Genomic DNA, 12,799 nt, shown 5'->3' with positions numbered 1-12,799 from the left:
GTGGTTGCGAGGTCTGCGAGGCCGACGCGAGCATAGCTGCCACACAGCTCGTGTACGCCGCACATAGGCGGTGGCTATGTGCGGCGTGCAATGGGTTTGTGGGAGGGCCCGGTTCGGGTTGGGGCGGGCCGGGGCCTCGAAGCAGGCGAAGGTTGTGCACGTTCGTCGGCGAGGAAATGGGTCAGCTCGTGTGCGGCGAGCACGTCCGATCCGGTCTGCTCGGACACCTCATAGCGGACAGTCTGCGTGGAGGCACGTCGGCGGAATTGGTCTGACCACTTGACCAGCTGACCACCGTGGCGCAGAGTGGACGCATGGCGTTGCAACCTGTGGTCAAGCGGTCGGTGTCGGCGGATGTGTTCGAGCAGATCGCCGCGGATGTGCTCAGCGGTGAACTGGCGCCGGGGTCGACCTTGCCGAGCGAACGGCAGTTGGCGGAGGCGCTCGGCGTCTCGCGGCCCGCGGTGCGCGAGGCGCTGCAACGCCTCGCCGCGGCGGGACTCGTCGCGGTGCGGCAGGGTGACGCGACCACCGTGCTCGACTATCGGCGCGGCGCCGGGCTGGAGGTGCTGCCCCGGTTGCTGATCCGCGAGGGCATGCTCGAACCCGCTGTCGCGCGCAGCATCCTGGAGGTCCGCATGCACAACGGGCCGAAGGTTGCCGAACTGGCGGCGGCGCGGATGGCGGCGTTGGACCGGGAAAGCGCGCGCGCCACCGGCCGGTCGGGTTTGCCGGAACGGGCGGACGGCGAGGCGAATGCCAGCGAGTCACGCGCGACAGGCCGCGACAATCGCGGGCACGACGACCCGAACGCCACCCAACCGGGCATGACCGGCCGCGACAACCGCAGGCGCGACGACCCGAACGCCACCCAACCGGGCATGACCGGCCGCGACAACCGCAGGCACGACGAGCCGAACGCCGCCCAGCCCGTCACCACCAGCCGCGACAATCGCGCGGACGGCGGGTCGCGCGCGGCGGAGCCCGGTACCGAGTACGACCAGGTGCGCGCCGATCTCGAGCGCGCCGTGGCGGCGCTGACCGCTGAAACCGATCCGGTTGTGCTGCAACGGCATGCGCTGGAGTTCTGGGATCACGTCGTCGACGCGGCCGACTCGATCGTGTTCCGCCTGATGTTCAACATGCTGCGCGCCGCTTACGAACCAGCGCTCGCGGCGCTGGCCCCCGTCATGTCCGCCGAGGTGGGCAATGCCGAGGGCTACCGCGAACTGGCCGCCGCCATCGTGGCGGGCCGGCCGAAGAAGGCCGCCGACAAAGCTCGGGCCCTGCTCGAGCCGGCGACCACCGCCCTGATCGAGGCCCTCGGCGGCCGCTGATCACGCAATATCCGAGGTGACACCATGTCCAAAACCCAGCTGCGCCGAGGTCTCACGCTCGGCGACGCGTTCCGCGAGTTCCTCCGCCACCCCTCGCCATGGATGATCGGCACCGCGCTGGCGTTCGCTCTGATCGCTCGAATCCTGGTGGGCGACTGGCAGCTCAGCGACGCGCTGCTGCCGGTGGTGATGCTCGCGGTGTTCCCCGCGTTCGAGTGGGTCGTGCACGTCATGGTGCTGCACTGGCGGCCGAAGCGGATCGGCCCGATCGCCTTGGACAGCGAGCTGGCCCGCAAACACCGCCTGCACCACGTCGATCCGCGCAACATTCCGCTGATCTTCATCCCGACCCGCTCGCTGGTCTTCGTCATCGTGGCGTTGCTGGCGATCACCGCCTTCGCGTTCCCCCGACTCGGCCTCGGCCTGACCTTCCTGCTGACCATCACGGTGCTCGGCCTCGGCTACGAGTGGACGCACTACCTCATCCACACCGACTACAAGCCGAAAAGGGCGCTGTACAAGGCGGTTTGGCGCAATCACCGACACCACCACTACAAGAACGAGCACTTCTGGTTCACGGTGACAAGTTCCGGAACCGCGGACCGCGTTTTCGGAACCTATCCGGACCCGAGCGAGGTGGACACCTCGCCCACCGCTCGGAATTTGCATGGAGCGCAGGTCAGTTGAGGTAGCCGCGTCGCTCGGGGGCGGATTTCGCCGGCTCTTCACAATCCAGGGTGTAGTCGTGGCCTGAAGCCGCCGTTTCCAGCAGGGATCTGGCGATGTAGTTGGTGAGGTCGCGGAATCCGAGGACAGAGCGGGCCGTCCAGCTACGAGGATTCAGCGGCCGATGTCGTCCAGCTCGGTCGAGTCCTCATGAGAGAGGGAGAGTCCCGCGCCGGCGATGTTCTCGCGCAGGTGCGCCGTCGATGACGTGCCGGGGATGAGCAGGATGTTCGGTGATCGCTGCAGCAGCCAGGCCAGCGCGACGGACATCTGTGTCGCCTTCGATCGAGCGGCGACCGCCGAGAGCGCCGAGGACTGAAGCGGGGTAAAGCCCCCGAGGGGGAAGAAGGGCACGTACGCGACGCCGTCGGCGGCGAGCCGGTCGATGAGCTTGTCGTCGTGGCGGTGGGCGAGGTTGTACATGTTCTGCACGCACACGATCGGCGCGATGCTCTGTGCCTCGGTGACCTGCTCCTCGGTCGCGTTGCTGACCCCGAGGTGGCGGATCAGGCCCTGCTGCTGGAGTTCCACGAGCGTCTCGAACGCCTCGGCGAGCGAGCCGGGCTGGGGACCTTCGGCGTTGCCGAGCCGGAGGTTGACCAGGTCGAGTACGTCGAGTCGGAGGGACTCGAGGTTGTCGTGGACCTGGCGGCGCAGATCTTCGGGTCGCCGGGCCGTGGGCCAGCCACCCTGTTCGTCGCGGGTCGCGCCCACCTTGGTCACGATGCGCAGCGACTCGGGATAAGGGTGCAGTGCCTCGCGGATCAACTCGTTGGTGACGCGCGGCCCGTAGGCATCGCTGGTGTCGATGTGGGTGATACCGAGGCCGACCGCTTCACGCAGAACGGCCAGGGCACCCTCGCGATCGGTGGGCGGCCCCATGACCCACGGGCCGGCCAGTTGCATGGCGCCGTAGCCGAACCGGGTGACGGTCAGGTCACCCAGAGTCCAGGTGCCGCCGGGAAGAGAGAGGGAAGGTGTGCTCATCCTGTTGCCTTTCGTCGTGCACTTGGGCGGTGGCGCCTGCCGCCTCCCTGCATCAGCATTGAAGAGAAACTTCCTGTCGGGAAGTAGGCACTTTGGAGTGCGTAACCCACCCATCGGTGAGAGGTGCGATCAGTGACAACGATGAAGGCGGCCCAGAAGAGGGCTCAGGCCAAGGTGGAGTACAACGCGTTCCTGGCAGGGTGCCCCAGCCGGCAACTGCTCGACCGAATCTCGGACAAGTGGGTCGTCCTGATCCTGTGTGCGCTGGGCGGCGACAACAGCCCTGGCCAGCCCGGTGCAGCACACGCAGACGCCCCGAAAGCGATGCGTTACTCCGAGATCTCTCGTCTTCTGGCCGGGGTCAGCCAGAAGATGCTGACCCAGACGCTACGGTCGCTGGAGCACGATGGTCTGCTCACCCGTACCGTGACGCCAACCGTCCCTGTCACCGTCTCCTACGAGCTGACCGACCTCGGCCTCTCGCTCCACCACATGACGCGCGGGCTCAGAAACTGGGCGCAGACACACATGGCCGAGGTCCTCGCAAACCGCGAGAACCACGACGCTCACACCTCCTGACGACTCACATCCAACCGCCCAACAGCTCTATGTTCTCGGCGCTACACCCTCAACTGCGAAGAGCCATTTCGCCGACCCTCGCCGCCCAAGCTCGATGCCTGAAAATCGACGGTAGTCAAATGGTTGCTCTTCGATCTTGAAAAGCCACCATATGACTACCGTCGAAACCATTTCTCTATCGGCGGTAGTCAAATGGTGGTTGGGGCCTTGACAGGCAGAGCATTTCGCCAGGGATTTCCTCCCGATTGCCCCTTCTCTAGACGCAACCACAGCCAGATGACCACGCCGGAAGCCGAACCCCGCGCCCACCAACTGCGGGAGGTAAGCCGGGTACGGCACACGACGTGCCCAGCACCGCTCAGAGGAAAACCTGGGTAGGCAAACCTCCTCGGCACCCGCAACAACGGGCGAAAACCCTGGTAGGCGCCCCTTTGGGCTCCCGCAACATTGGGAACCGGCAACCCAACGAAACCTTGAAGCAGCTGATTCACGGCACTTCCATCTTGACGTCAAGATACCCTAGGTGGGTAGGGTATGAGAGCCATAGATCTTCCGCTCGGAAAGGATGGAAATGTCATGACTACGCAGACCGCGCCAACCACCCGCAGGTGGTGGGCGCTCGCGGTGATCGCCGCGGCGCAATTCATGGTCATCATGGACACCTCGATCATCGGCATCGCGCTGCCGAAGATGCAGGCCGAACTCGGCTTCTCCCAAGAGAATCTGACCTGGGTGTTCAACGCGTACGTGATCGCCTTCGGCGGGCTGCTGCTGCTCGGCGGGCGGCTGTCGGACCTGCTCGGCGCGCGCCGGGTGTTCGCCGCGGGCTGGCTGACGCTGCTCGTCGGCTCGGTGATCGCAGGCGCGGCGGGCAATGTCGCGACCGAGCTGATCGGCCGAGCGGTCCAGGGCGGCGGCGCGGCGCTCATCGCGCCCTCGGCACTGACCCTGCTGATGATGCTCTTCGACTCCTCGCCGCAGGAGCTGACCAAAGCGCTCGCCGTCTACGGCGCGGCCGCGCCAGCGGGCGGAACGGCGGGCGTCTTCCTCGGCGGCGTCATCACCGAATACATCAGTTGGCCTTGGGTTTTCTACATCAACGTGCCGATCGCGCTGCTGGCTCTCGTCGCGGTGCCCGCGCTGATGCCGAGCGCACCGGCCCGCTCGGGTTCGGTCGACCTGCTCGGCGCGGCAACGGTGACCGCCGGTCTCGCCGCCGCCGTCTACGGCATCGTCCGCGCGCCCGAAGTGGGCTGGGCCTCGGGCCAGACCTGGGGCGTGCTCGCGATCGCGGGCGCATTGCTCGCCGGTTTCGTGGTTCTTCAGTCCCGCAGCCGGGAACCGCTGATGCGCCTCGGCATCTTCCGCGCGCCGAATCTGGCCGCCGCCAACATCGCCCAGCTCTTGCTCGGCGCGGCCTGGGTGCCGATGTGGTTCTTCCTGAACCTGTATTTGCAGCAGGTGCTCGGCTACAGCGCGTTCCCCTCGGGCGCGGCGCTGCTTCCGATGACCACGCTGATCATGCTCGGCATGATCGTGCTCGCCCCGCGCGCCATGCAGCGCTTCGGCGCCAAGCCGATGATCGTCACCGGTCTGCTCGTGCTCGCGCTCGGGCTCGGCATTATGTCGCTGGTTCGGCCCACCGGGAACTTCTGGGTCGACGTGCTGCCCGCCTCGCTGGTGGCCGCCGGCGGCATGTCGCTGGCCTTCATACCCTCCCTCGGTACCGCGATCTCGGCGGCACGGCCGGAGGAGGGCGGTCTCGCCTCTGGCATCGTCAACGTCTCGTATCAGGTGGGCTCGGCCGTCGGCCTGGCCGCGATGACGGCCGTCGCCGCGGCGTTCGGCGCCGATCAGGTGACCGATATCGACGAGCTGACCAGTGGTTTCTCGGCCGCGTTCCTTGGCGCGGCGGTGATCGCGCTCGTCGGAGCGGGCATCGCGGCGGTGACCATGCGAACCCCCGCCGCTGAGCCCGTATCCGAAACCGTTTGACAAAATACCCTAGGGGGGTATGGTAGAACCGACCCCGCCGCAGAGGAGACAGACATGAGCACCACCGCATCCGCCACAGCTACCTACACCGTCACCGGCATGACCTGTGGCTGCTGCGTCAACAAGGTCCGCGACAAGGTCGGCGCGATCCCCGGCGTCACCGACGTGGCTGTCGACCTCGACGGCGGCACGGTCACCGTCGCGGCCGACGCCCCGATCGGGCGCGACGAGGTCGCCGCCGCGGTGGGCCGCGCGGGCTTCCAGCTCGCCGACTGACCCCAGCAACAACGAACCGGAACGGAGCACCCGATGAACGCCACGACCAAGTTCGCCGGCTTCACCCTCGGACTCGCGGCGGTCTTCGGGATCGCTCTCGCGACCGGAGCTGCGATCGGCCCGGAACCCACCGAGCCCGCCGCGCACGACACCCACGCGACCGGGCCCGCCACCGACGGCGGGCCTGGCGCCGAGGAACTGCCCGGCGGCCTGCTGGTCACCGCCGACGGGTACACCCTGAGCCTTGACACCGCGCAGACCACCGCGGCGCCGAACTCGACGCTGCGGTTCCGCGTCCTGGACCGGCAGGGCGCACCGGTCACCCGCTACGTTCGCAGCCACGACAAGGACCTGCACCTGATCGTGGTCCGCCGCGACATGGCCGCCTTCCAGCACGTGCATCCCACGCTGGACGGCAACGGGACATGGAGCGTCCCGCTCGACCTCACCCGCGCGGGCGATTACCGCGTGTTCGCCGACTTCACCCCCGAGGGCGGCGCGAACCTGACGCTCGGCGCCGACTTCCGGGTCGCGGGTTCCTACGACCCGCGGCCGCTGCCCGCACCCGCGCGCACGGCGGCGGTGGGCGACTACACGGTTACCCTGGATGGTGCGGTCTCCCCCGGCCAGGCCTCGACGGTCACCCTCTCGGTGAGCAGAGGCGGCAAGCCGGTCACCGACCTCCAGCCCTATCTCGGCGCGTACGGCCACTTGGTCGCGCTGCGCGCCGCCGACCTGGCGTACCTGCACGTTCACCCCGAAGGCCACCCCGGCGACGGCGTCACAGCGGCGGGTCCCGGCGTCACCTTCGCCGTGACCGCGCCGAGCGCGGGCGACTACCGCCTGTTCCTCGACTTCCAACACGAAGGGGTGGTCCGCACGGCCGAGTTCACGCTCTCGGTACCGTCGGGCAACGCGCAGACCGGACACGGCGCACCCGCCGAGCCCGGCCACGGCCACTGATCACCACGTGCCGCAGAGAAAGGAATTCCGATGACGACCGCGACGCAATCACCGGCCACCGGCCAGGTCGAATTGGTGATCGGCGGCATGACCTGCGCGTCCTGCGCCAACCGCATCGAGAAGAAGCTGAACAAGCTGGACGGCGTCACCGCCACCGTCAACTACGCGACCGAGAAGGCGCGGGTCGACTTCACCGGTGACGTCTCCCCCGAGGACCTGATCGCCACCGTCGAGCAGGCGGGCTACACCGCCGCACTGCCCGCGCCGCCGACCGAGGAGCAGACGGACGAGTCCGCCGAAGCGGATCCGACGGCCGCCCTGCGGACCCGGCTGCTGGTCTCGCTGGTGCTGACCGTTCCGGTGATCGCCATGGCGATGATCCCCGCGTTGCAGTTCACCAACTGGCAGTGGCTCTCGCTGACGCTCGCCGCGCCGGTGGTGGTCTGGGGCGCGCTGCCGTTCCACCGGGCGGCGTGGACCAACCTGCGCCACGGCACCGCCACCATGGACACCCTGGTCTCGATAGGCACCCTCGCCGCGCTCGGCTGGTCGCTCTACGCGCTGTTCTGGGGCACCGCTGGCACGCCGGGCCTGACCCACCCGTTCGAGTTCACCATCTCCCGGATGGACGGCACCGGCAATATCTACCTGGAGGCCGCGGCGGGTGTCACCACGTTCATCCTGGCGGGGCGCTTCTTCGAGGCACGGTCGAAGCGGCGGGCGGGCGCGGCGCTGCGCGCACTGCTCGAGCTGGGCGCGAAGGAAGTCTCGGTGCTGCGTCGCGGCGCGAGCGACGTGCCCGGAGGAGGCAGCGAGCGTAACCACGGAGGGACCCGGGAGCGCCGCCATGGAGACCTGGTCGAGCGCCGGATTCCGATCGAACAGCTCGGTGTCGGCGACGAATTCGTGGTCCGACCCGGCGAGAAGATCGCCACCGACGGCGTGATCGTGGAGGGTTCCTCGGCGGTCGACGCCTCGATGCTGACCGGTGAATCGGTGCCGGTCGAGGTGGCCGCGGACGACGCCGTTGTCGGCGCGACGGCCAACGTCGGCGGCCGGATCGTGGTGCGCGCCACCAGGATCGGCGCCGACACCCAGCTCGCGCAGATGGCGAAGCTGGTCGAGGACGCGCAGAACGGCAAGGCGCAGGCGCAACGGCTGGCCGACAAGATCTCCGGGATCTTCGTGCCGGTGGTGATCGCGCTCGCGGTCGCGACGCTCGGATTCTGGCTCGGCACCGGCGGTTCGGTGGCGGCGGCGTTCACCGCGGCGGTCGCGGTGCTGATCATCGCCTGCCCGTGCGCCCTCGGCCTGGCCACCCCGACCGCGCTGATGGTCGGCACCGGACGCGGTGCGCAGCTCGGCATCCTTATCAAGGGCCCCGAGGTGCTGGAGTCGACCCGCCAGGTGGACACCGTGGTGCTGGACAAGACCGGCACCGTCACCACCGGCAAGATGACCCTGCTCGACGTGATCGCCGCCGACGGCGAGGACGTGAGCGAGGTACTGGCTTTGGCAGGCGCGCTGGAGGATTCGTCGGAGCACCCGATCGCGCAGGCGATCGCCAAGAGCGCCCGCGAGAAGGTCGGCGAGCTGGCGGCGGTCGAAGGCTTCGCCAATATCGAGGGCCTCGGCGTGCAGGGCGTGGTGGACGGGCACGCGGTGATCGTCGGGCGGGCCCGGCTGCTCGCCGACTGGTCGCAGCACCTGGACGCCGAGCTGGAGCGGGCCATGCACGCGGCCGAGTCGGAGGGCAAGACCCCCGTCGCGGTCGGCTGGGACGGCAAGGCGCGCGGCGTGCTCGTTGTCGCCGATGCGGTGAAACCGACCTCGGCCGAGGCGATCTCGCAGCTGAAGGCGCTCGGCTTGACCCCGATCATGCTGACCGGCGACAACAAGGCGGCGGCGCGGGCCATCGCCGATCAGGTCGGCATCGAGGAGGTGATCGCCGAGGTGCTGCCGCAGGACAAGGTGGCCACCGTCGAGCGGTTGCAGTCCGAGGGCAAGGTCGTCGCGATGGTCGGCGACGGTGTCAACGACGCGGCGGCGCTGGCCAAGGCCGATCTCGGCCTTGCCATGGGCACCGGCACCGACGTCGCCATCGAGGCGAGCGACCTGACCCTGGTGCGCGGCGACCTGCGCGCCGCGGCGGACGCGATCCGGTTGTCCCGCAAGACACTCGGCACCATCAAGGGCAATCTGTTCTGGGCCTTCGCCTACAACGTTGCCGCGATCCCGCTGGCCATGGCGGGGCTGCTGAACCCGATGCTCGCCGGTGCGGCGATGGCGTTCTCCTCGGTGTTCGTCGTCAGCAACAGCCTGCGGCTGCGCGGTTTTCGCTCCACCGCGCAATAGCGCGCGCACCCCGCTCGGGCGGGACGGCACCCCACACGGCCGTCCCGCCCTTCGCATGCACTGATCGGGTCTCGACTGAAGGTGACCCCCACCGCGACTGCGCCGCTGACGGTGACCTTCAGTCGGATGCCTACCCCGGCGTCGCTGCGGTGGGCCGGAAAATCGCTCGCGGCGCGGCCCGCCGCGGCCGTACTCTGCTCGACATGTTCTGGCTCGCCATCGTTCTGGAGTCCGCGGTCGCGGGCTCGATGGCGGCTGCCCTGGCAGCGGCGGCAGTGGCCGCGCTGCTCGACGGCGCCCGACGCTGACCTTCCCCGGGATGTCCCGGGACCTCCGACGGGGAAGGTGCCCCCGTCGCAGAGGTCCCCCTGACATTCGGGCGCTCGCCCGGAAACCAAGGAACACACATGTCGAAGCAAACCTATGTCCGCACCAAGCCGCACCTGAACATCGGCACCATGGGGCACGTCGACCACGGCAAGACCACGCTGACCGCCGCGATCACCAAGGTGCTCGCCGAGCGGGGCGGCGCCGCGTTCGTGCCGTTCGACCGGATCGACCGCGCCCCCGAGGAGGCGATGCGCGGCATCACGATCAACATCGCGCACGTCGAATACGAGACCGCCACACGGCATTACGCGCACGTCGACATGCCGGGTCACGCCGACTTCGTGAAGAACATGATCACCGGCGCGTCCCAGCTGGACGGCGCGATCCTGGTGGTCTCCGCGCAGGACGGCGTGATGCCGCAGACGGCCGAGCACGTGCTGCTCGCCAGGCAGGTCGGCGTCGAGCACATCGTGGTGGCGCTCAACAAGGCCGACGCGGGCGACCCGGAGCTGCTCGAGCTGATCGAGCTGGAGATCCGCGAGCTGCTCACCGCCCAGGGCTACCCGGGCGACACCGCGCCGATCGTGCGGGTCTCCGGGCTGCGCGCGCTGGCGGGCGACGAGCGCTGGACGGCGGCGCTGCTCGACCTGCTCGACGCGGTGGACGCGCACGTGCCGATACCGGTCCGCTACACCGACGCGCCGTTCCTGCTTCCGGTGGAGAACGTCCTCACGATCACCGGGCGCGGAACGGTCGTCACGGGGGCGATCGAGCGCGGCCGGGTCCGGCTCGGCGACCGGGTGGAGTTGCTCGGTCTCGGCGGCGAGGCGTTGACGACGGTCGTGACCGGAGTCGAAACCTTCGGCAAGGCCATGGAATTCGCCGAGGCGGGTGACAACGTCGCGCTGCTGCTGCGCGGCGTGCAGCGCGGTCAGGTCCGGCGCGGTCAGGTGGTCGCCGCGCCGGGCAGCATCGCGGTGCGCACCCGGTTCACCGCGCGCGTGTACCTGCTCGGCGCCGCCGAGGGTGGCAGGCGCACGCCGATCACCACCGGTTACCGCCCGCAGTTCTACGTGCGCACCGGCGACGTGGTCGGCGACGTCACCCTGCCCGCCGACACCGCGCTCGCCCACCCGGGCGACACGGTCGAGCTCATCGTCGAGCTCGGCCGCGCGCTCCCGCTGGAGCCGAACCTCGGCTTCGCCATCCGCGAGGGCGGTCGCACGGTCGGCGCGGGCACGGTCCTCACCGTCGCCTGAACCCGGGCCCGTCTCGGTCGGCACCCCGACCGAGACGGGCCCCCATCCGAACGGGCTGCGCAACTCCACGGGCACCCGACCGAGCGGGCTGCCCGAGCGGTCCCACACACCGTGTGCACGCCTCACACAGGCGGTGCCTATGTGCGGCGTACACACGGTCTGTGGCAGGCCAATGCCTTCGCTCTGCGCGGCCACTCAGCCCACAGGTCGTGGTGGCGAGCAGCGTGGTTTCGGTGCGACGTGGACACGGACCTGCCCTGGGCTGGCGACCGGCAACGGCCCCGCCGGTGGCCCCTTCCACGGCACCGCTGGCCGTGGCGTCCAAGGGGTTCGGGGCCACCGCTCGCCAAAGGCGGTCGGGGCGCTGCTCGGTCCGAGAGTTCGCAAAGGTTTCCGACGCTTCGCAGAGGCTGCGACACCTGTGAAGCGTGCGGACGGGCCGCGAGGGCGGCGTTTCCGTGCTGGGCGGTTGGGTAGTACGGAAGCACCATGGACTTCCACCGTCCGAGGAGCTGCGGGCATGGAGTGGTTCACGGCACCCGAATACTGGCAGGCCAGGCTGATCTTTCAGCGGGGCTTGGCGGTCGTGTACCTGCTCGCCTTCCTCGGGGCGGCGTTGCAGTTCCGCGCGCTGATCGGTGAGCACGGGATGCTGCCGGCGCCGCGGTTCCTGCGGCGGGTGTCGCCGCGGCGCTCGCCGAGTCTGTTCCACCTGCACTATTCGGACCGGTTCTTCGCCGGTGTGGCGTGGACGGGGGTGGCGCTGTCGGCGGCGATGGTCGTGGGGCTCGGGGATCTGGTGCCGCTGTGGGCGGCCATGGCGTTGTGGACGGTGCTGTGGGCGCTGTACCTGTCGATCGTCAACATCGGCCAGGCGTGGTACTCCTTCGGCTGGGAATCGCTGCTGCTCGAGACGGGTTTTCTGGCGATCTTCCTCGGCAACGACACCGTGGCGCCGCCGCTGCTGGTCCTGCTGCTCGCCCGCTGGCTGCTGTTCCGGGTGGAGTTCGGCGCGGGGCTGATCAAGCTGCGCGGCGATCCGTGCTGGCGGGATCTGACCTGCCTGTACTACCACCACGAGACCCAGCCGATGCCCGGCCCGCTGAGCTGGTTCTTCCACCACCTGCCTCGGCCGCTGCACCGGGTGGAGGTGGCGGCCAATCACTTCGCGCAGCTCGTGGTGCCCTTCGGGCTGTTCGGGCCGCAGCCGGTGGCGAGCATCGCCGCGGGACTCGTCATCGTGACGCAGCTGTGGCTGGTGCTCTCCGGCAACTTCGCCTGGCTGAACTGGCTGACGATCCTGCTCGCGGTGACGGCTCTGGACGCGCGCGTCTTCGGCCCGCTGCCGGGCGCGCCCGCGTTGTCCGAACCGCCGTTGTGGTTCGCGGGCGCGGTGATCGTGCTGACCGTGGTCACCGTGGGCCTCAGCTACTGGCCGGTGCGCAACCTGCTGTCCAAGAACCAGCGGATGAACACCTCGTTCAACCCGTACCACCTGGTCAACACCTACGGCGCCTTCGGGAGCATCGACCGGGTGCGCAACGAGGTGGTGATCGAAGGCACCGCCGACACCTCGATCTCCGACGAAACGGTCTGGCGCGAATACGAATTCAAGGGCAAGCCAGGTGACCTGCGCCGCTGGCCGCGCCAGTACGCGCCGTACCACCTGCGACTGGACTGGCTGATGTGGTTCGCCGCCATCTCGCCGATCTACGCGCGATCCTGGCTGCTCCCCTTCGTCGTACGGCTGCTCCAGAACGACCCCGCGACATTGCGCCTGCTGCGCCACTGCCCCTTCCCGGACTCCCCGCCCCGCTACATCCGCGCCCGCCTGTACGAGTACCGCTACACCAGCCTGCGCGAACTCCGACGCGACCACGCCTGCTGGCGCCGCGAACTCGTCGACGAATACCTCCCACCGCTGACGTTGCACCAAGCCCGCGGCTTCGCCTGATGGGCTGCCCAGGAGCCGAGCCCATCCGGGGGCCGTAC

The 12,799-nt window shown here is 69.0% G+C and carries 9 protein-coding genes and 2 pseudogenes; 10 read left to right on the top strand and 1 reads right to left on the bottom strand.

Going from position 1 to position 12,799, the window contains the following annotated elements; translation table 11 throughout:
- Positions 1-314 precede the first annotated feature (314 nt).
- From NAM01S_RS17585 to NAM01S_RS17580, 3 genes and pseudogenes are all read left to right on the top strand, one after another.
- Positions 315-689: pseudogene (locus NAM01S_RS17585) on the top strand (FadR/GntR family transcriptional regulator); the annotation flags it as partial.
- Between the two features lie 345 nt (positions 690-1,034).
- Positions 1,035-1,337: pseudogene (locus NAM01S_RS36615) on the top strand (FCD domain-containing protein); the annotation flags it as partial.
- A 24-nt stretch (positions 1,338-1,361) separates the two neighbouring features.
- The gene (locus NAM01S_RS17580) at positions 1,362-2,024 is read left to right on the top strand and encodes a sterol desaturase family protein (protein ID WP_067786562.1); all 663 of its coding nucleotides are present in this window, start codon (positions 1,362-1,364) and stop codon (positions 2,022-2,024) included.
- A gap of 153 nt (positions 2,025-2,177) precedes the next feature.
- Here the strand turns inward: NAM01S_RS17580 and NAM01S_RS17575 are convergent, their stop codons facing one another.
- Positions 2,178-3,050, bottom strand: coding sequence for an aldo/keto reductase family oxidoreductase (locus tag NAM01S_RS17575; RefSeq protein ID WP_067786559.1), 873 nt, complete (start codon positions 3,048-3,050; stop codon positions 2,178-2,180).
- Positions 3,051-3,182: 132 nt separating this feature from the next.
- On the opposite strand from NAM01S_RS17575, the gene NAM01S_RS17570 reads away from it, so the two are divergent.
- The 7 genes from NAM01S_RS17570 (at position 3,183) to NAM01S_RS17540 (ending at position 12,761) form a co-directional block, all read left to right on the top strand.
- Positions 3,183-3,629, top strand: coding sequence for a winged helix-turn-helix transcriptional regulator (locus NAM01S_RS17570; protein ID WP_067786557.1), 447 nt, complete (start codon positions 3,183-3,185; stop codon positions 3,627-3,629).
- Between the two features lie 576 nt (positions 3,630-4,205).
- Positions 4,206-5,624 (top strand): MFS transporter, encoded by a 1,419-nt coding sequence (locus NAM01S_RS17565; RefSeq protein WP_067786555.1) that lies wholly within the window; start codon positions 4,206-4,208, stop codon positions 5,622-5,624.
- Positions 5,625-5,678: 54 nt separating this feature from the next.
- Positions 5,679-5,900 (top strand): heavy-metal-associated domain-containing protein, encoded by a 222-nt coding sequence (locus NAM01S_RS17560; protein ID WP_067786553.1) that lies wholly within the window; start codon positions 5,679-5,681, stop codon positions 5,898-5,900.
- Between the two features lie 33 nt (positions 5,901-5,933).
- On the top strand, positions 5,934-6,863 hold the full coding sequence (locus tag NAM01S_RS17555) for a DUF8832 domain-containing protein (protein ID WP_067786551.1): 930 nt from the start codon (positions 5,934-5,936) through the stop codon (positions 6,861-6,863).
- A gap of 30 nt (positions 6,864-6,893) precedes the next feature.
- Positions 6,894-9,218, top strand: coding sequence for a heavy metal translocating P-type ATPase (locus NAM01S_RS17550; protein WP_067786549.1), 2,325 nt, complete (start codon positions 6,894-6,896; stop codon positions 9,216-9,218).
- A 407-nt stretch (positions 9,219-9,625) separates the two neighbouring features.
- Positions 9,626-10,807, top strand: a complete 1,182-nt coding sequence (gene tuf, locus NAM01S_RS17545; RefSeq protein WP_067786546.1) for an elongation factor Tu — start codon at positions 9,626-9,628, stop codon at positions 10,805-10,807.
- Between the two features lie 520 nt (positions 10,808-11,327).
- Entirely contained in the window at positions 11,328-12,761 is a 1,434-nt protein-coding gene (locus NAM01S_RS17540; protein WP_067786545.1) for a lipase maturation factor family protein, read from the top strand.
- The last annotated feature ends 38 nt before the right edge of the window (positions 12,762-12,799 follow it).

Origin of the sequence: Nocardia amikacinitolerans NBRC 108937, from assembly GCF_001612615.1 — a bacterium.
Classification (GTDB): Bacteria; Actinomycetota; Actinomycetes; order Mycobacteriales; family Mycobacteriaceae; genus Nocardia; species Nocardia amikacinitolerans.
The sequence above is the reverse complement of the archived record's forward strand: the minus strand, read 5'-3'. Positions and strand labels throughout refer to the sequence as shown.